Origin of the sequence: Alicyclobacillus sendaiensis NBRC 100866 (genome assembly GCF_001552675.1) — a bacterium.
Taxonomy (GTDB): Bacteria; Bacillota; Bacilli; order Alicyclobacillales; family Alicyclobacillaceae; genus Alicyclobacillus; species Alicyclobacillus sendaiensis.
Map to the genome: position 1 here is coordinate 1 of NZ_BCRQ01000051.1, position 21,858 is coordinate 21,858.

The window sequence follows — 21,858 nt, forward strand, 5'->3', positions numbered from 1 at the left end:
CCTTTTCACGACTCATGTGGGCGAGTTGGCCGCGGAATTCTCCACGCGCGAAGTCTGGCTTCGCAACGGGCGCCTTGACACAGCAGGTCATCTCGAGGATTAAGGAGGTGTGATCGTGCCGTTTCAAAAGGAGAGCATTCCGTTTCTGTCTGGCGCGGTGACGCTCGCGAGTTTGGCTCTCTCTGCGAAGGTGGGAAAATCGCTTTATCTGGGCCAGCTTTTGGTCCCGCATCTGGATCCTGTGGTGTTCAAACTTACCATGGCTGTCCTCTTCGTCCTTGCATTTGGGCTGTTCACTTCCAGATCGAAAGGTTTGGACAAACCATGGGTGCGACTCATCCGCTTTGGAGTCACGGGGCTCATCGTGATCGACATGATCACCTACATCGCGGTCGGACAACGATAGAGGCGACGCCATCCGTATGACCGGTTCGGACGGACACCCGTACGATACTTCGGCTTGGGGAGGCAGGCCCACCTGCCTCCCGTTTCACATCGCGCTGGTTTAACACCTCGGCAGGCCGCTCGACGGAAGCGCAGATACCACCACGTCGAGCGCCGTGCGAATCCCCGTGACAAGCGTCGCAAGCGGCAGCGATGGCGCCTGCTTGTCCAGAGCCTGCTCGGTCATGTACGGGACGTGGATGAAGCCCCCGATGAGGCCCGGCTCGTGTTCGGCGATAAAGTGCATCAGCCGATAGAACGTGTCGTTGCACACGAACGTCCCCGCCGTGTTGGAGATGTGCGCGGGCACGCCCGCCACGCGCATGGCCTCCACCATCGCGCGGATGGGAAGCGTGGAGAAATAGGCGGCGGGTCCTTCGGGCGCAATCGGCTCGTCGATGGGCCTGTGGCCCGCATTGTCCGGAATGCGCGCGTCCATGATATTGATGGCGATGCGCTCAGGAGTCACGTGCGTGCGCCCGCCCGCTTCGCCCAGGCAGACGACGGCGCGCGGCTTCACTTCTCGAATGGCGCTCACGAGTTCCTCTCCGGCTCGACCGTACACCGTGGGCAGGCGCCGCGCGATGATGCGGTAGTGGACGCCCACGGTCTCTCCGGCGAGCGATCTCGCCACTTCCCACGACGGGTTGAGCGCCTCTCCCTGAAACGGCTCGAATCCTGTGATGAGTATCGCGTCCATGGGCCTTCCCCCATCGCCGACCGATTTCCGCGGGTTGCCGCGGTGTCTTCTCCTTGCATCTGTTCGCGGTCGGTTCGACGAAATCCTGTCGACCAAGAGGCAAGAGGCGCGCTGAGCTTGCATTGACCAAATGACCCATTTAGAATTTTGGTCAGAGCGCCGCAGCACGCAGAAGGCGAGGGGTGACCGTGCGGGAACGCATTGAGGAGGCCGCGAAGCGCGCGTTCTCCGAGTTTGGCTACAAGGGCACGACGATGGACCAAATTGCCCGCCTCGCGGGCGTCAGCAAGGGGGCCATTTATCTTCACTTCCCGAGTAAGGAAGCCCTCTTTCACCACATGCTGCGAGGCGTCATCGCGCAGGTGCGGGACGCGTTCGAGTCGGCCCAGGTGGAGGGCGACGACTACTTTCGGAACCTCGAGCGCGGTCTGCGCGCGCTCATGAAGTTTCGCGCCGATCATGCCATGCTCTCCAAGCTGGTCCAAGAGGTCCGGCAATTCGGGACGGCGGAGGCGCGCGCCGGCCTACAACAGCTTGAGGCCGCCATCCTGGACTACCTGGCGCGCCACCTGCAGCGCGGGATGGACCTCGGTGTCGTTCGGCCGTGCCGGGCCGATCTCGTAGCGTTCGTCCTCTTTCGCGCCTACACCTCGGTGTTGCGCGACTTTCGGCCTGAGGAAGGCGAGCTCTCGGAAGGGGCGCTGTACGAGCTTTTCACGGGCCTGTTTGTGGACGGCCTGCGCCTGAGGCCCGGCGAGGGCAGGGCGAGCAACAGAACATTTCTGGAGGAGAGGTGAGGCGGATGGCAAGCGTTCCCGAAGCGAGTGCGCGCGGCATCTTTCACGAGTTCTCGCGGCTGACAAGGCCCAAGATGTTGGTGCAGGCCGTGGGCATTGCGCTCATCCCGGTGCTGTACGCGGGCGCGTTTCTCTGGGCGTTCTGGAATCCGTACGGCCATCTTGACCGCCTTCCGGTGGCCGTGGTCAACGAGGACGCGGGCGCTTCATTTCACGGCGAGCGCCTGAACGCGGGGCGCGAACTCGTCCAGAAGCTGAAGAGCGATCACAGCCTCGGCTGGCACATCGTGACGCCCGCGCAGGCCTCCGCGGGCATGGCGGACGGGGCGTACGCGATGGAGATCGTCATTCCGCGCGACTTTTCCCAGCGCGCAGTCAACCGCGCGGAGCACTCAGGCGCGCCCGCTCCGGAGATCACGAGCATCACCAATGATCGGTACAACTACATCGCCGGCGTCATTGGGCGGAACGCGGCGGTGAAGCTCGCGTCGGAGACGGCGCTTCAGCTTGCGAAGTCCTACACGGCGTCCTTGGTCGACGCGCTCGACCGTTCGGGCGCGGGGGTTGGCAAGGCGGCGAAGGCGGCCGATGCGCTCGCGTCAGGCGCTCGAGAGCTCCAGGCAAAAGGCGGGTCGCTGGTCGGCGGCGCGTCCCAATTGGCTTCTGGCGCGAAGCGGCTGGAAGGCGGGCTTCATCAGGCAGCTCAAGGGTCGGGCGCGCTGGCGCACGGCATGGCGCAGGCCGCATCTGGTGCCAAGCGCCTGGACGCGGGTCTCGCGCGGCTGCATCAGGGCGCCGCGTCGCTCGCAGAAGGTGCGTCGTCCTGGGCAGTTGAGGCGCGCGCGTTCGGCGCGGCGGGGAACAAGCTGAGCTCGGGGGCCGAAGCCGTTGGGCAGGGCGCGTCCCAGTTGACGGCGGGCGCGGGCAAGCTCGCGACCAGCCTGGGTCAGTTGGGTGCCGGCGCTTCGCAGGTGGCGTCGGGCGCCGCGTCGCTCGCGCAAAACGCGTCGCAGTTCGCGCAGGCTGCGGATCAGACCGCGGCGGGATCGCAGCAAGTGGCGGTGGGCGCGAAACAGGTGGCGCAAGGGCTCGAGCAGTTGGCGAAGCTGAATCCGTCGCTCGCCGAGACGCCCGCGTTTCAGTCGCTCCTCGCGACGAGCGCTGAGGTGGCGCAGGGTGCGGCGCAGACCGCATCGGCCAACGGACAGCTCGCCGCAGGCGCGGCAGGGCTTTCGCAGGGGGCGTCCCAGGTGAGCTCCGGCGCATCCACGCTTGCGTCGGGGCTCCAACAGGCCGCATCCGGCGCCACCTCGCTTCAACAGGGACTCCAACGGCTGGAACAGGGAGCCATGGGCGTGGCGCAGGGAGGCACGCGCCTGGCGAACGCGTCGGGCCAACTCGCCACAGGCGCCAGCCAAATCGCGCAAGGGGCGCAGGGCCTCACCTCGGGCGCCGGCGCTGCTGAGCAGGCTTCGTCCGCGCTCGGCGCCGGGCTCGCGCAGCTCGAGGCAGGGTCCGCCAAACTCGCGGATGGGAATCGCACCCTTGCGGCCGGCGCGTCCTCGCTCGCATCCGGCGCTCAGAAGCTGTCCAACGGGCTCGGCGCGTATCAGGGGGGCGTGGGCAAGCTCGCCAGCGGCGCTCAGGCGCTCGCGGCGAACCTGTCAAGCGGGGCGTCCAAGCTGCAGGCGCTCGACACCAGCGCGGTGATGACTGCCGTCTCGCACCCGGTTTCCCTGCATCAGGTGGAGCTCGGCGACATCCAGACGTATGGGAACGGCTTTGCGCCGTATTTCCTTTCGCTCGGGCTGTACGTCGGCGTGCTGATGATGAGCGTCATCTTTCCGTTTCGCGATCCGTACGTCCCGCCAACAAGCGGAATTCGCTGGTTCTTATCCAAATGGGTGTTTGTCGTGGCCATCGCCTGGGCGCAAGCCCTCATCGCCGACGCCGTCGTGCTCGGCCTCGTCGGGGTGCACGCGGCCCATCCGCTGGCATTCGTGCTGTTCTCGCTCCTCGCGAGCGCGACGTTCGCGTCCATCCTGCTCGCGCTGGTGGCGCTGCTCGACAATCCCGGCCGCTTCCTCGGCGTGCTGCTGCTCATCCTGCAGCTCACCTCGACGTCCGGCACCTATCCTGTGGCCCTTTCGCCGCCTTTCTTCCAGAAGGTGGGCCCCTGGCTGCCCATGTACGCCACGGTGAGCGGATTCCGATATCTCATCGGCGGCGGCGATCCGTCCCTCATGGCGCGCGATGTCGCGGAACTCGCCGGCTACGCACTCGCGTTCATCGCCATCGGCATGCTCATCTTCGCGGGTTTGTTCCGGCGGTTTCAGCGCGCAGAGCTCAAAACGGTGTAAACTGATACGGAGAACTGCATCGAGGCGCTCCTCGGCTCAGACGGGAGCGCCTCCGTCTGTTGAGACGGCGTCGCGGACCGCGAAGGTCACAAAGCCACGCTGAAGGAGGAACCGGTCGCATGGAAGGACAGCCCTCAGCGCAACACCCAGAATGGCGGGCGGAACAGGATTACGTCGATCGCGTCGTGGCCGCCATGCGCACCAAGCTCGCCGAGCTTGACGGCGTCTTGCGCGGCGTGCGCGGCGAGATCGTCGAATTTCGCCGGCACTTTTGGGACGACGTGACCATCAACCTGAGCACGTTGGACGATCTCGTCGAAACCCACTTCGCCATCCGCCAGCAGGCGGAGGTCCTCGGCGAACGCGAGCGGCGCTATCAGCAGGCGGCGAAGACCAAGCGGACGCTGGAACGCCAGGTGTCGTCGCCGTTTTTCGCGCGCATTGACTTCCGCTACGAGGGCGAGCGCGAGGCCGAGCCCATCTACATCGGCATCGCATCGTTTCGCGACGAGCGCGAGCACGCGTTCCTCGTGCACGACTGGCGCGCGCCCATCTCGAGCGTGTACTACGACGCGCTGCCCGGGCCGGCGTCGTTCAAGGCGCCTGCCGGCGTGGTTCGCGGCGAGCTGACGCTGAAGCGCCAATTCGTTATCCGCGGCGGCACCATTCTCGCGATGTTCGACGCAGGGCTGACCATCGGAGACGAGCTCCTCATGTACGCCCTGTCGCGCCGATCCGACGCGCAGATGCACAACATCGTGGCGACCATCCAGCGCCAGCAGAACGTCGTCATCCGCGACGACGAGTCCCCGGCGCTTCTCGTCACCGGCGCGGCCGGCAGCGGCAAGACGTCCGCCGCCCTGCAGCGCGCCGCGTATCTTTTGTACAAGCACCGGGGCGATCTCGACGCGCGCCAGATGCTCTTTTTCTCGCCGAACCCGCTCTTCATGTCGTACATCTCGAACGTGTTGCCCGAGCTCGGCGAGGACAACATCGAGCAGGCGACGTTCTACGACTACCTGTGCGCGAGGCTTCAAGACGAGTTTGTCATCGAGGACCCGTTCGATCAGATGGAGCGCTTGCTCGCGGCGGGCGAGGACAGCCGCATGGCGAGGGCCGTGCGGTACAAGGCGTCGAAGGCATTTGCGGACGAGATCGACCGATACGTCGCTCGACTCGCGCCAGAGATGCGTTTCCATCCGATTCTCGTGGAGGGGCGCGTCATCGCGACGGCGACGGACGTCAAAGCGGCGTTCGACAGGACAGATCCCGGGCTTCGCCTCCCGCTTCGCGTCGATCTCGTCAAGGAGGAGCTCTTGAACCGCCTGCGCCAGTTCGAGCGCGACGAGGCGCTTTCCGACTGGGTGCAGAAGGCCGTGGACGGGCTGCCGGACGAGGCATACCGGCGCGCGGAGCGCGCGGCAGCCAAGCGCAAGCGCGAGCACCCGGAACTGGACGAGCAGGAGGAGGCGCGGCGGTTGCTCGGCCGCGAGGTGCTGCGGCGCACGCTTCGGCCCGTTCGTCGGTTTGTGGAGACGCTGCGCTTCGTGGACACGGCGGGGATGTACCGCGCTTGGTTTGAACAGGCGGCGTCGAACCCGCCCGAAGGCTTTCAACCGGAGGACTGGGCCCAGATCTGTCGTCAGACGGCGCGCGAGATGGACGAGGGCACGCTCTGGTACGAGGACGCGACGCCGTACCTCTACATGAAGGAGCAGATCCTCGGCCGCGCGGTGAGCGCCCCCATCCGGCACGTGTTGGTGGACGAGGTGCAGGACTACTCCGTGCTTCAGCTGCGCCTCATTCGCAGTCTCTTCCCGTATAGCCGCATCACCATGCTCGGCGATCCCGAGCAGCTCGTGTCGCCTCATCGCCCCGGCATCCTCGAGGAGGACGAGATGGCGCGGCTCTTCCCCGGGCTCGTCCGGGTGGCGTTTGGGCAAAGTTACCGCTCGACGCGGCAGATCGTGCTGTTTACCCGCGGCATGGCGACGGAGGGAGGCCGGATCGAGCCGTTCGATCGCGACGGCCCGTTGCCGCAGCTCGTGGAGGTCTCGGGAGAGGCGCAGCAGGCGAGCGTCATCGCGCGGTGGCTCCGCGACTTTGCGGACGTGGGGTATCAGACGACGGCGGTCTTGACCAAGACGCAGGCCGAGGCCAAGCGGCTGGCTGATGCGCTCCACGGGCTCGGCGTGAAGCTTCGGCGCCTCGACAAGCGCGCGGTGAGCCTCGAGCCGGGTGTCGTGGTGGCGCCGGTGTATCTGGCGAAAGGCGTCGAGTTCGATGGCGTGATCGTCGCCAATGCGTCGCGGGAGCAGTATCACACCGCGTCGGAGCGGCAACTCCTGTATACGGCCTGCACGCGCGCGATGCACGAGCTGCGCGTGGTGTCGGTCGGCGAAGCGAGCCCGTGGATCCTCGCGCAGCCCGCAGATACCTACGAGCGGGTGGATGCGGCGGAGGTGAACGCGACGTGAAAATCTACCTGTTTCGCCACGGGCAGACCGTGTACAACGCGGACGGCGAGCGATTTTGCGGCACGTCCGACGTGGGACTGACCGCGCTCGGGTGGCAGCAGGCTCGCCGCGCGGCGCGCCTCATCCGGGGCGTGCGCCCGGTGGCCATCGTCCACTCCGGGCTGCGGAGATCCCTCGAGACCGCCACGGCCATCCGCGAGTCGCTCGAGGGCGGTGAGGCGTACCCGCTCGTCGCGCACCGAGGGTTTCGCGAGGTGGGGTTTGGCGCCTGGGAGGGCCTGACCCGGGCCGAGGTGAACCGGCTGTACCCAGAGCTGTACGCCGAGTGGCTCGTCCGACCTGAGGAGGCGCGCATTCCCGGCGGGGACGACCTGTACGCGCGTCAGCAGGAGGCCGTCGACGCGTTCTGGGACCTGGTGGCGCGCTATGCAGGTGGCGATCTCGTCATCGTCGCGCACAACACGGTGAACCGGCTGCTCATTCTCGGTCTCCTGGGGATGGATGCGCGCCACTACCGCCGCATCGTCCAGGAGAATGCCTGCCTCAACATCCTGGAGTACCACGAGGACGAGGGCGTGCGGCTGCACGCGCTCAACCGAGTGCCGGAGCGGGATGAATAGGCGCGGCCCGGAATGGTTTGTTCGCGCGATGTGGTAAGATACTTTCGGAGATTCGCGACGCTAGGAGGGGAAGACGTGATCGAACTGTCCCTGGAAAAAGCGAGAAGATGGTTTACGGAAGAACACGAGGCGCGGCTTGCGCCCTTGGCGGAGTTCGCGCTTGGCGAGCTAAACGACAGGAATCGCGACGCGTTCGGGAAGGGCTGGATCGACTGGCCGGCGGCGGATCACAGCGCGCTGTACCGCGAGGTGGACGCGATTACGGCGGACTTTCGCGCCAAGTCGAATGCCACTGTCGTGATTGGCATCGGCGGGTCGTATTTGGGCGCGCAGTCGGCCTTGTCCATGGCGAAGCCCGCGTTCACGGGCGAGGGCGAGCATGAAGTGATCTTTGCGGGCCAGCAGCTGAGCCCGACGTACCACGCGCATCTGCTCCAGTACCTCGACAAGCGCGAGGTCACGCTGGTCGTGGTGTCGAAGTCTGGCACGACGCTCGAGCCCTCGGCCGTCTTTCACACGTTCCGCGAATACCTGGAGAAGCGCTACGGCGTCGAGGAGGCCAACCGGCGCATCTGCGCCATCACGGACGCCGAGAAGGGCAGCCTGCGCCAGTTTGCGAACGAGCGGAGGTACGCCACGCTGCCCATCCCGGACGACATCGGCGGGCGGTACTCGGTGCTCACGGCGGTCGGGCTCTTGCCCATGGCGCTTGCCGGGATCGACTACAAGCGCGTGATGCAGGGCGCGGCGCAGATGCGCGAGGCGCTGTCGAAGCTGAAGGTGGCGGATCATCCGGCGGTGAAGTACGCGCTCGCGCGCCACGTCTTGTACCAGCAGGGCTTTGTCGCGGAAGCGCTGGTGACGTACGAGCCGCGCGTGGCCGATTTCGCGGGGTGGTGGCAGCAGCTGTTCGGCGAGAGCCAGGGCAAGGATGGCACGGGGCTGTTCCCCACGATGCTGCGCTACACGACGGATCTGCACTCCATGGGCCAGTACGTGCAGGACGCGCGCAAAATCCTCGTCGAGACGGTGCTCGACGTCCATTTCTCGGACGAGCCGGAGCTCGTCGTGCCGCGCGGGCTGGACGAGAAGAACGCGTATCTGGACGGCGTCTCGTTCTCCCGGCTGCAGGAGGTGGCCGTGGAGTCGGTGATGGTCGCGCACAGCGAGGCCGGCGTGCCGAACATCCTGATTCGGGCGAAGGGGGATCCAGAATCCCTGTACGGAGAACTCGTGTACTTCTTTGAGATCGCCTGCGCGGTCGGCGGGTATCTCATGGGCACCAACCCGTTCGACCAGCCGGGCGTCGAGGCCTACAAAAACGAGATGCGATCGCGCCTGAAGGCGTAAGGGACCAGAGGAGAAGGGGCAACGGATGGAACAGAAGCTTGCGCTAGGCATCGACATTGGTGGTACAAACGTGAAGTTGGCCATCGTGCAAAGCGATGGCCGCGTGTTGGCAGACAGGTCCATCCCCACGGCCCCTGAGCGGGGGCCGGAGGCCTTCTCCCGCACGGTCGGCGCAGAGGCTCGCGCCATGGCGGAGGAGGCGTCCGTGGCGTGGGACGCCGTCGTGGGCGCGGGCGTGGGCATGGCGGGTTTCTTGGACGTGGCCCGCGGCTGGGTGGAGGAAGCGGTCAACCTGCATTGGCGAGATGTTCCCCTAGCGGACCTGCTCCAGGCGTCGCTAGACAAACCTGTCCGCGTGGACAACGACGCGAACGTCGCGGCGCTCGGCGAGGTGTGGCTCGGCGCGGGGCAGAATGCGCACACCGCCCTCTGCGTGACACTGGGCACCGGCGTCGGCGGCGGCATTGTCATTGGCGGGCGCATTCACCGCGGCGCTTCGACCATGGCGGGTGAAATCGGTCACATCATGGTGAAAAACGACGGCGAGCTGTGCAATTGCGGCCACCGCGGCTGCCTGGAAACGCTCGCCTCGGCTACCGCGCTCGTGCGCCACGCCGCGGCGGCAGGCGTGAAGAGCCCGGACGGCGGCGAGCTCACCGCGAAGGCGGTGTTCGCGCTGGCTGCGGCGGGCGATCCGGCCGCGCGGGCGGTGGTGGACGACATGATTCACTGGCTGGCCGTGGGGCTCGCAGTCGTGGCCAACATCCTGAATCCAGACGTCATCGTCGTGGCGGGCGGGCTCGTGAACGCGGGCGATCAGCTCATGGGGCCGCTTCGCGACGCCTTTCAGCGCGAAGCGCTGGCCCGCGTCGCGCGCGCGTGCAAACTCGTCCCGGCGAAACTCGGGGATCAGGCCGGCGTCCTGGGCGCCGCACGGCTCGTGCTGCAGGATATCGAGAGCCTGTGAGGCAGGCGGTGGCTCCTGCCTCACCTTTGGCCGAACGTGGTAGAGTCAGCGGAGGTAATCCTTGACGCGATCGTACACGGCTTCGGGGGAGAGGCCGTCGGCCGAGATGACAGGGACCTGCTGGATGGCGCTCTGCATGCCCATCACGTTCTTGTCGAGTCCCGTGATCACGACGGCGCCCACCGACGGCTCCATGTGGGACGACATGTCGACGACCTGACAACCTTGGCGTTCGAGGTACTCCTTGATGGGCGTCAGACCCGATTCCACAGCCACGGCTTTCATGACGGATCCCTCCTTGGGCGTTTGTACACGCCCTAGTGTCTGAGGGTGATTCGAAAATATGCGGGCGGCGTTTTGCCTTGGAAGGAGGTGTCATCCAAATGGGGCACGTGCACATGATCTTTGGCGTCATCCTCATCATTCTGGCCATCTTGGCGACGGCGTGGGAAATTGCGACGCAGCGCGGACTGCCTCGTGCGCTTCGCGGGATCCTCATCGGGCTGTTTGACCTGCAGGTGCTCTTCGGCATCATCACGTGGATTGTGCGCCGACCAGGCTGGTCGTTTATCTTCCATCCCATCCTCATGATTGCGGCGGTCATCATCCTGCACGTGATGACATCGCCGTCCTCCACGAGGTCGCGCCGGTTGACGGGATGGATTGTCGCCACGGTCTTGTTCATCATCGGCGCGGCCATCTATCATCACTGAGGGCCTTCGCCGGTCGGTCACGAGGTCTCGCGGCCATGTCATCAGCCCAGGGAACAATCACCAGCAGACAATCGGCTCAGATCTTTGTAGAATCGATAGAGCATGGAGATTGGGCTTAGCGACAAGGGGCTTGATGCATGGCCGACCGACTGCACTTGCAAATCCGATACCTGGAGCAAGGGCTCACCAAGCGCGAGCGGCAGCTCGTCGTCTGCTTGGTTCAGCGCATCTGCGTGCACCATCTGCAGCGGCGGCGGGATCGAACGGTCCACATTCGGCCGGCGAACGTGGACTCCATCCATCTGCTCGTGAATCAGCTGATTGAAGTGGACCCGGCTTTGGCCGAGGACGAACGCGACATCCTGCGGGCGCTCGTGGATGACGTGAATCACACGCTCGAGCTCTGTGACATCCGCGGCGAGGACATCGTGCGGGTCCACTTGGCGTAGCGCCGCGCGAAGTGGCGCCGAGGCGCGGGACTCGGTACAATCGGGATGGGGAGTGATGGTTGTGAAGCTTCACATCTCGACGTTTCAGCTGCCGGACGGCATGTACGTAGCGACATGCGCAGAGATCCCTGTGTGTCGGGCGTTGCGGCAAAACAAGGGTCACGCGGTGCAGGATGTGAAGCAGCAGATCCGGCGCTTTCTCGCGGAGCGGCAGGCGGAGAATCGCCCTTTTGAACCGGAACCGCTGCTGGAAATTGACGTGGAGGCGCCGAATGGCGCTTGACGAGTGGGGCATGATGTGTTATAGTCTAAAGCGTTCGCCGCGTTAGGTGAACGAAGGAGAAACCTCGCGGGGTGGAGCAGTTGGCAGCTCGTCGGGCTCATAACCCGAAGGTCGCAGGTTCGAGTCCTGCCCCCGCAACCAGATGGAGCCGTGGTGTAGAGGCCTAACATGCCTGCCTGTCACGCAGGAGATCGCGGGTTCGAATCCCGTCGGCTCCGCCAAAAAGGACCGCTCTTTTGAGCGGTCCTTTTGCGTTTTGGGAGGGCGGCCTCGGGCGCCGTGCGCTAGGTGCGCCGTGGCCAGCGCGCGGCGTCGCCGAGGAGCGCGGTGATGGCCGGCACCAGCCAAGGCCGCACGACGAAGGTGTCGAGCAGCACGCCGATGGCGGTGACCACCCCGAATTGCAGGAGCACCTGAATGGGCAAAGACGCGAGCATGGCGAAGGTGCCAGCCAGGATGAGGCCCGCCGACGTGATCACGCTCGCTGTGTCGGCGACGCCTCGCTCCACGGCGGTACGAGCCTGCCCCGGGCGCCAGACCTCCCAGATGCGCGACATGACGAAGATGTTGTAGTCCTCGCCGAGCGCCACCAGGAAGACGAACGCGTAGAGCGGAATCGCGCCCTGCATGGCGGGCTGATGCAGCACCTCGCGAATGGCAAGCCAGCCGAGGCCCATCGCGGCCCCGTAGGAGAGTACGATGGTCGCGAGGAGATAGAGGGGCGCCACGACCGACCGCAGATAGACGAGCAGGAGCAACCCGATGGCGGCCAGCACCATGGGGACCACCACGCGCGTGTCGCGAGCCGTGATGGATCGCGTGTCGGCCTGTGCGGCGGTTTCGCCGGCGACGTACACGCGTGCGGCATGCCCGCCGGCCGACGCGCCGGTCACCGCAGCCCGCTCGACGGACGGAAGTGCGGCCATGGCAGCTTCGCTGTAGGGATTGGTGCGAAGTTCCACCTGCAGCAGGGCCTCGTGTGCGTCATGTAGCGACGCCACCAGCTGGACCTTCTGAACACTGGCCAGCGACTGAATGGACCGGATGGCAGCCTCCGCGTTGCCCCCCTCCACCAGCACGTCGACGGGCGCGAGCGCGCCCGGGCTCTCATGGGCTGCGAGCACGGCGTAGCCCTCGCGCGAGGGCATATCCGCCGGGAAGGACGAGAGGAGGTCGTACGTGGTGCGCACGTGGGGCAGGGCCAGGCAACAGGCCGCAAGCGCAAGCGAGCCCAGGACGGCCACCGGCGTGCGGCGCCGCACCGCGGTCCGCCCTAGCCAGCGCGAGATGCGCCCCGGCTGCTCCGCCTCCGGCGAATCCGGCTCATAGCGCGGGATGCGCGGCCAAAACGCCGCTCGCCCCAGCGAGCCAATGAGCGCCGGCACGAAGGTGATGGCGACGAGCGCCATCACGAACACCCCCAGGCTGAAGGGAATCGCGAACTCGTGGAAGGACGGCGATTGTGCCGCCAACAGCGAAAGCAGCGACACGGACACGGTGAGGCCGCTCATGAGAATGGCGGCTGCGGTGCTCTTGTAGCCTGCGCGCAGCGCATCCGACGGCCGCGCGTGGCGCCGCAGCTCCTGGCGGTAGCGGGCGATGAAAAACAGGCAGTAATCCGTTCCCGCGCCAAACAGGAGCACCGTCAGGATGGAGACGGTCTGCGCGTCGAAGGTCAGGCCGCCGTAGCGCGCCCACGCGCCGAGCAGCGAGCTCACCACGGTGTAGGCGATCCCGACGCTCACGAGCGGCACCAAGGCCAGGATGGGCGAGCGATACAGCACCATCATCAGGGCGAGGACGAGGAGCGTCGTGGCGATGAGCAGGGCGAGATCGGCATGCTGAAACAGGTGGGTGGCGTCCACCGCGATGCCTGCCGGTCCCGTCACGTAAACGTGCAGGCCGGGATTGCCGGGTGCGCGCTCGAGTGCCTGGGCGCCGGCGGTGCGGCGGAGCACCTGGTCGATCTCGGCCACGGCTTCGTTCAGCTGATCCTGCGACGCGTCCGGGCGCAAAAGCACGGGGACGCTCACCACCTTGCCGTCGCTCGAGGCAAAGCCTGCGGCTGCGGCAGGGGGAAGCGCATCGAGCGGAGGCACCGCTGTTTGTGCCGTCACGGGATGCGCGCGAAGTTCGCGGATCGCCTGGCGAATACGTGCCCAGTCGGCAGTGGAGATGCCTGCCGGATCCGCAAAGACGAGGATGGCAGGCGTGCCGGACGATGCGGGGAACGCCTCCCGCACGCGGGCGGCCGCCACCTGGCTCGGCGCGGAGTCGGGCACGAGCGTGGCGCGGTTGACCTCCTGTTTGGATGCCGCGGGGAAGATGGCGGCGAGCAAGGCTGCGGCGAGGATCCAAGCGGCGAGGATGGCCGCGCGCCACGTCCGGCTCCAGGCCTTCATGTTCGGTTCAGAGCGAAGCACGTTCGTCGACCTCCTTTCGGCGATGCCGTAATTATATATACTGGATGGTTAATTTGTAAACGCGCTTTGCGCGCTGCCTCAAATTCGATACCATCGAAGGCGATGCGAGAAGAAGGTGAGAGCATGCGAAAGGCCAGAAACCGGCGGCCCGGACGCCCGCCGCAGGTGGAGGTGGACGAACCGACCGCCGAAAAAATTCTGCGTGCGGCGGCCGACTGCTTTATGGAGGAGGGCTTTGCCGCGGTCTCGATGGATGAAGTGGCGGATCGGGCCGGCGTCACCAAGGCCGTGGTGTATTACTACTTCGGCTCCAAGACGGAGCTGTTTCAGCGCGCGATGATGGAAGTGATGCGCGCGTCCCGCGAGCGCACGCAGGCCATTTTGCGCGAGGGCGGGCCGCTCAGCGAGCGCCTGCGCAAGCTCACGCGAACCCGGCTCGCCATTCCTGCGACGCTTGACATGAACCACATTCTCCGCGGCAGTCAGCGCGCGCTTCGTAAGGAACAACTGGAGGAGATGCACCAGGCCGAAGAGCGGCTGGTCGAGGTCATTGCCCAGGAACTGGCCGAGGAGATGGCGCGGGGGCGCCTGCGGCAGATCGACGCGATGTTTGCGGCGAGATCGTACCTGGCGCTGCTCGGCATGGGTCAGGCGGAGATTCGGCGCCGCGGCGGAGGACAAGCGGTCATTGACGAGGTGGCCGAGGAACTCGTCGATCTCCTGTGGCGCGGCATCGAACCGACGTGACGCGCGGCGTGACACGCGCCCAACTTGGCAAAAGCGGGCGAACGTCTAGGCTTCGGGGCGCTCCGCCACATACCGTATAGCGAACGCTTGCAAGAAGGAGGAGGATGTTCATGTACGGTGTGTTTGGTGGGTACACCCGTTGGGCGGTCGTGTTCCTGATCATCTTCGTGTTGTTCTTCCTGTTTGTCCCGGCTGCGCCGGTCGCGACGGCGTCCTGCTGAGTGGCGAGCCGTCGGGGCGGCGGCTTGGCCGGGCCGCCGCCCGCCACGCCCAGGCCGTTTGCGCATCGGGCTTCGCCCGAGTAAGCGGACATGAAAAGAGGCGGCCCAACGGCCGCCCGGTCGTGCGCGCCCTTACGCCTGTTGGAACGCGGGATCCTCGTACGGGTGCGCGACCCATCCCGCCGGATCGATAAACAGGCGCACCGCCACGACCTTGCGCTCGTCCGTGAGCGTGAAGAAGTGCGGGTTCCCCTCCGGCACCGAGATGACGTCCCCGGCGGCAAGCACCACGTCGAAATAGCCGCCGTCCTTGCCCTTGATGACGAAAATCCCGCTCCCCGACACGATGGCGCGGACCTCGTCCTCGGTGTGCGTGTGGACCTGCTCGAACTTCTTCAAGAGTTCATCCAAATTTGGTGCCGACTCCGAGAGCGAAATGACGTCCCACTTCACGTAGCCGCGCTTGCGGGAGAGGTCCTGAATCTCCTCCTGCAGAGCCTGCAAGATCTCGTCCTTCTCCGCATCCGAGAGGTCAAACTTGCCTTTGAGCGCCTCCGGGAGCCGCGCATCCACATCCCAGTGATCGTAATAGACTTCGTTTCGGTTTAAGAACTCGCGCACCTGGTCCTCGCCGCGGATCTCTTCGCCCGTGTTGCGAATCCGTACGTATGCCACCACGCCGACCTCCCTGTTTTCATCTCCATGTCCGCGGACATCCGCCGCTTGCTGTATATCGTAGAATTCCGAGTGGCATTTGTCCACAGGGGGCGATCTCGTCCTCGATGTCTGGGTTGGGATACGCCAGAGAGCCGGGCGCGCCGAGGGCGGCTGCAATCTCCTCGTACGTGAGGGCCTGCAGCGCGGGCGCGTAGGACCGCACGTCGAAGATCTGGTCGCCTTGGTCAAGGCCCAACGCCGTGCCCTTGTCGCGGTAGGTGACGTACACGCCGGCGCCACCATCCCCCTGGGCGAACGGAGATCCCCAGGCCTTCATTACCTGCTCGATGTTCTCTCCGTCCGAAAACGGCACGCCGGGGAGCGATCCACGAAGCGCCGTCTGCATGACGCTCTGCACCACCTCGCGCGGGTTCGGCGGCAGGCTCGCGTTTGCGCTCTTGGGCTGTGCGGCACCTGTCCACATGCTTATCCACAGTTTCATCCCCAATATCCACAGGCCGCTGTGGAAAACCGCGTGTGACGCGCGATCCGGCTTGTGTATAATGGCGGTTGGATTACCCACAGGTCTGTGGATGAACCCGTGCGTGGGCATACGAAGCGAGGTGGAGGATCAAGTGGTGAACGCGGACGTTTCCCCGCGCGATGCGGTGGTGGCCACGTATCGCCTGCGGGATCGCAGAGATAAGCTGGAGGCGAGAGCCGAGGGCATCGCGGTGGGCTTGACCATCGGCTCGTGGACGGATTTGCCGGCCGCGCGCAAGTCGGAGGTGGCGAAGCACTGCGGCCGCGTGGAGGGCATTCGCGTCCTCGAAGAAGGCACAAACGGCGAGGTCGTCGCCGAGATCGACATCGCCTATCCGGTGGCGAATTTGAACGGCACGTTCGCGTCGCTCCTCGTCACGGTGTTCGGGAAGCTGTCGATGGACGGCGAGATTCGGCTCGAGCGGCTGTACCTGCCCGACGCGCTCGCCCGCCAGTTCCCCGGGCCCAAGTTCGGCGTGGAAGGTGTGCGTGAGCGGCTCGGGGCGCACGGCCGCCCGCTCGTCATGAGCATCTTCAAGGCGTGCGCGGGGCTCACGCTGGACGAGCTCGTGGAGGCGTTTGGCGAGCAGGCCGAGGGCGGGGTGGATCTCGTCAAGGACGACGAGATCTTCTTCACGGAGGCGTACGCCACGCCGGAGGAGCGCGTCCGCGCCTACGCCGAAAAGGCGCGCGAGGTGGCGCAGCGCACCGGGCGGCAGACCGCCTATGCGGTCAATCTCACGGGGCCCGTGCACGCCTTGCGCGACAGGGCCCGCAGGCTCGCGGATCAGGGCGCCGGCGCGCTGCTCGTCAACGTGGTGGCCTACGGCTACGACGTGGTGGCCGATCTCGCCCGAGACCCTGAGGTCCACGTGCCCATCCTCGCGCACCCGGCCGTGTCCGGGGCGCTGTACGGATCGCCCAACTACGGCATCGCGGCGGACATCGTGCTGGGACAGCTCATGCGGCTGGCGGGGGCGGACATCGGCATCTTCCCGTCCATGTACGGTAGCGTGACGCTCGGAGCCGAGCCCACGCGCCGCCTCGTGGAGCATCTGCGCGCGGACGCGCCGCACAAACCCGTGCTGCCCGCGCCGTCCGCCGGTATCTACCCGGGGCTCGTGCCGCGGCTGTACCAGGACTTCGGCGTCGATCTCGTCCTGAACGCCGGCGGTGGCATCCACGGTCATCCTGGCGGCGCGCGCATGGGCGGCCGCGCGTTTTTCGACGCCATCTGGGCTGTCGAGCATGGGGTGCCGCTTGAGGAAGCCGCGAAGGACCGCCCGGCGCTCCGGCAGGCGCTGGAGAAGTGGGGGGTGCCCTCGTGACGGTGCGCGTGATCTGCGACTTCGATGGCACCATCTCCGAGCGGGATATGATTGTCAGCATCATGCGCCACTTCGCGCCGGAGGCGAGCGAGCCCATCATTCGGGCCGTGCGCGCGGGCGAGACCTCCGTCAAGGATGGCGTCGAGGCGATGTTTGCCCTGATTCCATCGAGTCAGTACGGCGCGGTGGTGGCATACGCGCAAGCGGCTACGGTCGTGCGCCGAGGTTTTCCACAATTCATCCACACCTGTGAACAACTCGGGTGGAAGGTCGCCATTGTCAGCGGCGGATTCGACTTTTTCGTGGAGCCGGTTATCCACAACTTATCCACAACCTCTGTGGATATCTACTGCAACCGCATCGACGCGACGGGATCGCACCTGCGCGTGATCTGGTCGAAGCCCTGCGACGAGGCGTGCGAGGGCGGCTGTGGCCTGTGCAAGCCGCGCGTCATTCGCGAAATCGCACAGCCGGGAGATGACATCATCGCCGTCGGCGACGGGGTCACGGATGTGAAAGCCGCGAAGATGGCCGACTTCGTCTTCGCGCGAAGCGATCTCCTGCGCCTCGCGCGGGAGCTGGGCCTGCCGCACCTCCCGTTTGAGACGTTTGACGACATCACGGCGGCGATTCTGGACAAGGGGAGCGAGTTGTATGTCCACCTTTCATGAGGCGCAGGCAAGCGTCATGGAGCTGGCCCAGTTCGCGGCGAGCCGCGGCTGGCTGCCTGCGACGAGCGGCAACCTGTCGGTGCGGGTGTCGGAGGAGCCGCTCACGTTTGCCATCACGCGAAGCGGCGCGGACAAGTCCCGGCTGCGGCCGGAGGACGTGCTGCTCCTTGACGCAAAGATGCAGGTGCAAGGCGAGACGCCGTACAAGCCTTCCGCGGAGACCACGGTGCATGTGGCGCTGTATGAGAAGTTCGGGTGCGGCAGCATCCTGCACGTCCACACGGTGTACAACAACCTGGTGAGCGAGCTGTACGCAGAGCGGGGGTTCGTCGAGATCGGCGGACACGAGCTCGTGAAGGCGCTCGGCCACTGGGAGGAGGATGCCGCTGTGCGCATCCCGATTGTGCCCAACTGGGCGGATCTTCATCGCCTGGGCTCGGCCGTGGCCGACGCGGCGCGCGCCGACGTGCCGGCCGTCCTGGTGCGGGCACACGGGGTGTACGCGTGGGGAAATACGCCGGACGACGCCCGCCGGCACCTCGAGGCCGTCGAGTTTTTGTGCGAATACGTGTACAAGCTCCATGTCGCTCGTGTCGCTGGCGCCGTATAGCGGCGAGGCGCGCGGCGCACACTAGCCGCGGAAAGCGGGGTGGAGCACCGTGGGCCCGGAATTTGCGTCCTGGTTTCAAGGTCTGGATTCCGAGACCATCATGTGGATGATCATCCTCTCGGTGATGCTCATGCTCGTGGGTGGCGGCCTGTTGTATTGGGATCACGTGATGCGCAAGCACGAAGAACCTGTGCACCCGCTTGATTCTCCTGGAGAGCGGCGCTGAGGCCGGGCGAGGCCGTCGGCGCCGCTCGTTTGTGCAAAGGTCGCCGTCTCTCCGTTTTGATGGCAGCTAGCCTTGGGGCGGTGAGCGGATGTGGCGCGAGCCATGGAAGTCCACCGGCCGCGCACGCAAGCGCAAGCGAGAGGGCGGCGCTTGCGAAGGAGATCCATGTGAACCCCGTCGCGGCCACATTCCACGGATTCCCCGCAGACGCCTACAGCCCAACGGCAGGCTTCCTGTGTCCGACGCCCGGCGTTCAGGTTCCGGGCGGGCCCAAGGCGGGATCGTACGCGTACGGGCGCATTTGGGCGACGAATCTGCGCGCGTATCTGCCGCAGCCGGGCGCCGAAGGCTATCGCGAGACGTACGATGAGCAGGCGAGCGGGGACTGGATTGCCTGGCAGTACGTCACGATGGACATGTCGGATGGCGAGACGCGCGTCGATGCGTACGACGTGAAGGCCAAACGGGCGTTTGAGGTATGGCGCGCGTCGGCCGAGAACGGCGTGCTGTTGAAGATGCAACTGGTGGGCAGCGAGCTCTGGTATCTCACGCAGAAGGAGCAGGGAACGGGAGACGCGGCGACGGTGGTGACCGCGCTGCACCGTCGCAATCTTCTGACGGGAGCGGATGGCGTCGTCCTGAGCCGTGCGGCGCAGGGGGACGAGGAGGTCATCGCGGACTTTGCGGTGGACGGCTCGACCGTGGCCGTGGTGGAGGAACGCGCGGGGGACGTCCTGCGCGTCCCGATGAAGATCCCGTTCACGCTTGAGCTCGACGATCTCGCCCACCACCGCGCGGTCATCGTAGCGCACGGGGAGAACGAGAACCCATCGACGCTCTGCGCGGCAAACGGCATCTACGCCTGGTCCTCGAACGCGGCGGGCGTGATGGCGTACGATTCCGCGCGCGGTCAACTGCTTCACATCTCGTCGACGCCGTCCTACGTGGCGGTGGGCGGCAACGAGGTGTGGTGGCGCGCCATCAATTCGAGCGCGTACGGCGGAGAGAATGTGCGCTCGGGCGAGCGGCTGCGCTTTCCGTCGAGCGTGAAGCCCGTGGGCATCGTCTTCTCGAACGGCGTCGGCATCGTCAACACGATGCACAACACGTACACCTTTTCGCCGAACGCTTGACGGGATGCCGCGCAAGTGGACGCAAGTGGGGCACCGCGAGCGGGCCGAGCTATCGCCCTCGGCCCGTTTTCGCGTCGTGCCGGCGCACGCGGATGTCCACCACGGCCCAAGCCGCGGCGATGCCCACCACAAATGCGAGTCCCCACAGCCAGTCCGGTACCAAAGCGACCAGCCTCCTTCGGTCTCCCGCTAGAGTGCGCGAAAACCGGTGGCCGTATGCGCGACCCGCGCCCCAACCGCCGCTCATGGGCCCGACCCGGCAGTCGCTCGCCCACTCGTCACACCACGCGCACGCGGTACGCCTTCATCCACTCGTTCACTTCCCACAGGTAGTGGAACATCTGCGCGGTGCCCATGATCTGGCCGAACCACGGCCGATGCTCCATCGGGCGCTTGCTCATCTCCGCCAAGGCGCGAAGGGCGTTTGCGTCCACAAACGGCAGGATGGGCGAGGACGGATCGTCCAGCATGGCGAGCGCTTTGTCGCGCACGAGCGCCAAATACGCCGGATGCGGGGTGGAGGGGTACGGGCTCTTCTTGCGGTACAGAGCTTCGCGCGGCAAGAAGTCCTCCATGGCGAGCCGCAGAATGCCCTTGACCTCGCCGCCCGCCGTCTTCAGCTCCCAGGGGATGTTGAAGACGTACTCCACCAGCCGGTGATCGCAAAACGGCACGCGCACCTCGAGGCCGGACGCCATGCTCATGCGGTCCTTGCGGTCGAGCAGGGTGGGCATGAAGCGCGTGATGGACAGATAGCCAATCTCCCGCACGCGCGCGGCTCGGCCTGTCTCGCCAGGCAGGCGAGGCACCTCGTCGAGCGCCTCGTGGTACCGCTCCTTGACGTACGCTTCCGGACGGATGCGGTGCTTCAGTTCATCCGACATGATGGCCATGCGCTCGAACAGCCGGAGCGACCACGGGAACGTGTCCGCTGCGATCGCGTCCTCGCGGTGAAACCACGGATATCCACCGAACACCTCGTCTGCCGCCTCGCCGGACAGGGCCACGGTCACGTCTTCCTTGACGCGCTTGCAGAAGAGATACAGCGACGTGTCGATGTCCGCCATGCCGGGGAGGTCGCGCGCGTAGAGCGGATCGGCCAAGTGGCGCTCCAAATCCGGCGTGTCAAAGGCGATGGGGTGGTGAATACTGCCGATGTGCTCGGCAATCATCTTGGCCCACGGGCCGTCCAGGCTCTTCTGGAACGCGTTCGCCTGAAAATATTTTTCCATATCCACGAACTCGATGGCGTAGGTGTGAAGCGGATCGCGCCCCATCCGCTGGTAGTAGCGCGCCGCGACGGCCGACACCGCGCTCGAGTCGAGTCCACCCGACAGGAAGGTCCCGAGCGGTACGTCGGACACCAATTGCCGCTCGACGGTGTCGATGAACAGGTGGCGCACCGTTTCCACCGTCTTCTCCAGCGAATCGGTGTGCTCGCGGCTCTCGAGCTTCCAGTAGCGGCGCACCGAGATGCCCTCCGGCCGCGCGATGAGCAGGTAGCCCGGTTTCAACTCCTCGATGCCCTTGAACACGCCGAGCCCCGGCGTGCGCGCTGGGCCGATGGCGAAGATCTCGGCGAGCCCCGTCTCGTCGATGACCGGCTCGACGCTCGGGTGCGCGAGGAGCGCCTTGAGCTCCGAGCCAAACGCCAACCCTTCCCCGATGCGCGTGAAGAACAGCGGCTTCACGCCCAAACGATCCCGCCCGAGCACGAGCTTCTCCTCGGCCTGATCCCAGATGGCGAACGCAAAGATGCCGTTGAGGCGCTCCACGCACGATTCGCCCCAGGCGATGTACGACACGAGCAGCACTTCGGTGTCCGAATAGCCGTCGAAGCCGTAGCCGCGCGCGGCGAGATCGCGCCGAAGGTCCTCTGTGTTGTACAGCTCGCCGTTGTACACGATGGTGTAGCTGCGTCCGTTCACCGTGCGGGTCATCGGCTGCTTGCCGCCTTCCGGATCGACCACAATCAGCCGGCGGTGGGCGAAGAGCGCGTGCGCCGCCGCGAACCAGCCGCTCGCGTCGGGGCCGCGCGACACGAGCGCCTGGCCCATTTGTTTTACAATGTCGATGTCCGGCCGCAGATCGCGCGTCCAGTCGACCCAGCCAGCAATTCCGCACATGGGCAGTTCCTCC

Annotated in this window: 22 protein-coding genes and 2 tRNA genes; 18 read left to right on the plus strand and 6 right to left on the minus strand. The window is 65.9% G+C overall.

The genetic code is table 11. From position 1 onward, the window contains the following. Positions 1-115: 115 nt before the first annotated feature. Positions 116-406 carry a hypothetical protein gene (locus AS26_RS10295; protein WP_157068480.1) on the plus strand — a complete coding sequence of 97 codons (291 nt, stop codon included), beginning with the start codon at positions 116-118 and terminating at the stop codon, positions 404-406. A gap of 99 nt (positions 407-505) precedes the next feature. On the opposite strand, the gene pcp is transcribed toward AS26_RS10295, so the two are convergent. Then, entirely contained in the window at positions 506-1,144 is a 639-nt protein-coding gene (gene pcp / locus AS26_RS10300) for a pyroglutamyl-peptidase I (RefSeq protein ID WP_062309203.1), read from the minus strand. Between the two features lie 188 nt (positions 1,145-1,332). Between pcp and AS26_RS10305 the strand changes: the two genes are divergently transcribed. From AS26_RS10305 to AS26_RS10330, 6 genes are all read left to right on the plus strand, one after another. Next, positions 1,333-1,941 (plus strand): TetR/AcrR family transcriptional regulator, encoded by a 609-nt coding sequence (locus AS26_RS10305; protein WP_245629721.1) that lies wholly within the window; start codon positions 1,333-1,335, stop codon positions 1,939-1,941. A 5-nt stretch (positions 1,942-1,946) separates the two neighbouring features. Beyond that, positions 1,947-4,301, plus strand: a complete 2,355-nt coding sequence (locus tag AS26_RS10310) for a YhgE/Pip family protein (RefSeq protein WP_062309208.1) — start codon at positions 1,947-1,949, stop codon at positions 4,299-4,301. Between the two features lie 119 nt (positions 4,302-4,420). Beyond that, positions 4,421-6,778 (plus strand): RNA polymerase recycling motor HelD, encoded by a 2,358-nt coding sequence (gene helD, locus AS26_RS10315; protein ID WP_062309211.1) that lies wholly within the window; start codon positions 4,421-4,423, stop codon positions 6,776-6,778. Next, positions 6,775-7,398 carry a histidine phosphatase family protein gene (locus AS26_RS10320; protein ID WP_062309213.1) on the plus strand — a complete coding sequence of 208 codons (624 nt, stop codon included), beginning with the start codon at positions 6,775-6,777 and terminating at the stop codon, positions 7,396-7,398. Before helD ends, AS26_RS10320 begins: the two co-directional genes overlap by 4 nt. 75 nt (positions 7,399-7,473) lie before the next feature. Continuing rightward, the gene (locus AS26_RS10325) at positions 7,474-8,748 is read left to right on the plus strand and encodes a glucose-6-phosphate isomerase (RefSeq protein WP_062309215.1); all 1,275 of its coding nucleotides are present in this window, start codon (positions 7,474-7,476) and stop codon (positions 8,746-8,748) included. Between the two features lie 25 nt (positions 8,749-8,773). Continuing rightward, on the plus strand, positions 8,774-9,715 hold the full coding sequence (locus AS26_RS10330) for an ROK family protein (RefSeq protein WP_062309218.1): 942 nt from the start codon (positions 8,774-8,776) through the stop codon (positions 9,713-9,715). A gap of 45 nt (positions 9,716-9,760) precedes the next feature. Here the strand turns inward: AS26_RS10330 and AS26_RS10335 are convergent, their stop codons facing one another. Beyond that, positions 9,761-10,000 (minus strand): YkuS family protein, encoded by a 240-nt coding sequence (locus AS26_RS10335; protein WP_062309221.1) that lies wholly within the window; start codon positions 9,998-10,000, stop codon positions 9,761-9,763. 98 nt (positions 10,001-10,098) lie between these two features. Between AS26_RS10335 and AS26_RS10340 the strand changes: the two genes are divergently transcribed. The 5 genes from AS26_RS10340 to AS26_RS10360 all read left to right on the plus strand — a co-directional run bounded on the left by AS26_RS10340 (position 10,099) and on the right by AS26_RS10360 (position 11,381). After that, positions 10,099-10,428 (plus strand): hypothetical protein, encoded by a 330-nt coding sequence (locus AS26_RS10340; RefSeq protein ID WP_062309222.1) that lies wholly within the window; start codon positions 10,099-10,101, stop codon positions 10,426-10,428. A 137-nt stretch (positions 10,429-10,565) separates the two neighbouring features. Continuing rightward, a complete protein-coding gene (locus AS26_RS10345; protein ID WP_062309223.1) occupies positions 10,566-10,877 on the plus strand; it encodes a hypothetical protein in 312 nt (103 codons plus the stop codon). A gap of 55 nt (positions 10,878-10,932) precedes the next feature. Further along, positions 10,933-11,160 (plus strand): hypothetical protein, encoded by a 228-nt coding sequence (locus tag AS26_RS10350; protein ID WP_062309224.1) that lies wholly within the window; start codon positions 10,933-10,935, stop codon positions 11,158-11,160. A gap of 65 nt (positions 11,161-11,225) precedes the next feature. Next, positions 11,226-11,301, plus strand: a tRNA-Met gene (locus AS26_RS10355). Between the two features lie 3 nt (positions 11,302-11,304). Continuing rightward, positions 11,305-11,381: transfer RNA gene (locus AS26_RS10360), tRNA-Asp, on the plus strand. A gap of 63 nt (positions 11,382-11,444) precedes the next feature. Here AS26_RS10360 and AS26_RS10365 read toward each other — a convergent pair. After that, a complete protein-coding gene (locus AS26_RS10365; protein WP_062309225.1) occupies positions 11,445-13,583 on the minus strand; it encodes an MMPL family transporter in 2,139 nt (712 codons plus the stop codon). A 123-nt stretch (positions 13,584-13,706) separates the two neighbouring features. Here AS26_RS10365 and AS26_RS10370 point away from each other — a divergent pair, with 123 nt between their 5' ends. Further along, positions 13,707-14,330, plus strand: coding sequence for a TetR/AcrR family transcriptional regulator (locus tag AS26_RS10370; RefSeq protein ID WP_062309228.1), 624 nt, complete (start codon positions 13,707-13,709; stop codon positions 14,328-14,330). Positions 14,331-14,683: 353 nt separating this feature from the next. Here AS26_RS10370 and mtnD read toward each other — a convergent pair whose 3' ends face one another. Both mtnD and AS26_RS10380 read right to left on the minus strand, forming a co-directional pair. Then, positions 14,684-15,226, minus strand: a complete 543-nt coding sequence (mtnD, locus tag AS26_RS10375; RefSeq protein WP_062309244.1) for an acireductone dioxygenase — start codon at positions 15,224-15,226, stop codon at positions 14,684-14,686. 19 nt (positions 15,227-15,245) lie between these two features. Next, complete coding sequence (locus tag AS26_RS10380; protein ID WP_062309231.1) at positions 15,246-15,710, minus strand: YjgB family protein; 465 nt, start codon at positions 15,708-15,710, stop codon at positions 15,246-15,248. 133 nt (positions 15,711-15,843) lie between these two features. Between AS26_RS10380 and AS26_RS10385 the strand changes: the two genes are divergently transcribed. The 5 genes from AS26_RS10385 to AS26_RS10400 all read left to right on the plus strand — a co-directional run bounded on the left by AS26_RS10385 (position 15,844) and on the right by AS26_RS10400 (position 19,719). Beyond that, positions 15,844-17,079 carry a 2,3-diketo-5-methylthiopentyl-1-phosphate enolase gene (locus AS26_RS10385; RefSeq protein WP_062309233.1) on the plus strand — a complete coding sequence of 412 codons (1,236 nt, stop codon included), beginning with the start codon at positions 15,844-15,846 and terminating at the stop codon, positions 17,077-17,079. Continuing rightward, entirely contained in the window at positions 17,076-17,750 is a 675-nt protein-coding gene (locus tag AS26_RS10390) for an MtnX-like HAD-IB family phosphatase (protein ID WP_062309235.1), read from the plus strand. Before AS26_RS10385 ends, AS26_RS10390 begins: the two co-directional genes overlap by 4 nt. Next, positions 17,734-18,360: a methylthioribulose 1-phosphate dehydratase gene (mtnB, locus tag AS26_RS10395; protein ID WP_062309237.1), complete on the plus strand. Its 627-nt coding sequence runs from the start codon at positions 17,734-17,736 to the stop codon at positions 18,358-18,360. Before AS26_RS10390 ends, mtnB begins: the two co-directional genes overlap by 17 nt. Before the next feature lie 49 nt (positions 18,361-18,409). After that, a complete protein-coding gene (locus tag AS26_RS14455) occupies positions 18,410-18,586 on the plus strand; it encodes a hypothetical protein (RefSeq protein ID WP_169793490.1) in 177 nt (58 codons plus the stop codon). Between the two features lie 167 nt (positions 18,587-18,753). Then, a complete protein-coding gene (locus AS26_RS10400; RefSeq protein WP_062309239.1) occupies positions 18,754-19,719 on the plus strand; it encodes a hypothetical protein in 966 nt (321 codons plus the stop codon). 278 nt (positions 19,720-19,997) lie between these two features. Here the strand turns inward: AS26_RS10400 and asnB are convergent, their stop codons facing one another. Beyond that, entirely contained in the window at positions 19,998-21,845 is a 1,848-nt protein-coding gene (gene asnB, locus AS26_RS10405) for an asparagine synthase (glutamine-hydrolyzing) (RefSeq protein ID WP_062309241.1), read from the minus strand. Positions 21,846-21,858: the final 13 nt, after the last annotated feature.

Coding starts and splice junctions, on each gene's coding strand:
- AS26_RS10335 (WP_062309221.1), bottom strand. CDS start 10,000: ATGAAAGCCGTGGCTGTGGAATCGGGTCTGACGCCCATCAAGGAGTAC.
- mtnB (WP_062309237.1), top strand. CDS start 17,734: ATGTCCACCTTTCATGAGGCGCAGGCAAGCGTCATGGAGCTGGCCCAG.
- AS26_RS10350 (WP_062309224.1), top strand. CDS start 10,933: ATGGTTGTGAAGCTTCACATCTCGACGTTTCAGCTGCCGGACGGCATG.
- helD (WP_062309211.1), top strand. CDS start 4,421: ATGGAAGGACAGCCCTCAGCGCAACACCCAGAATGGCGGGCGGAACAG.
- AS26_RS10340 (WP_062309222.1), top strand. CDS start 10,099: ATGGGGCACGTGCACATGATCTTTGGCGTCATCCTCATCATTCTGGCC.
- AS26_RS10310 (WP_062309208.1), top strand. CDS start 1,947: ATGGCAAGCGTTCCCGAAGCGAGTGCGCGCGGCATCTTTCACGAGTTC.
- pcp (WP_062309203.1), bottom strand. CDS start 1,144: ATGGACGCGATACTCATCACAGGATTCGAGCCGTTTCAGGGAGAGGCG.
- AS26_RS10370 (WP_062309228.1), top strand. CDS start 13,707: ATGCGAAAGGCCAGAAACCGGCGGCCCGGACGCCCGCCGCAGGTGGAG.
- asnB (WP_062309241.1), bottom strand. CDS start 21,845: ATGTGCGGAATTGCTGGCTGGGTCGACTGGACGCGCGATCTGCGGCCG.
- AS26_RS10345 (WP_062309223.1), top strand. CDS start 10,566: ATGGCCGACCGACTGCACTTGCAAATCCGATACCTGGAGCAAGGGCTC.
- AS26_RS10330 (WP_062309218.1), top strand. CDS start 8,774: ATGGAACAGAAGCTTGCGCTAGGCATCGACATTGGTGGTACAAACGTG.
- AS26_RS10380 (WP_062309231.1), bottom strand. CDS start 15,710: ATGAAACTGTGGATAAGCATGTGGACAGGTGCCGCACAGCCCAAGAGC.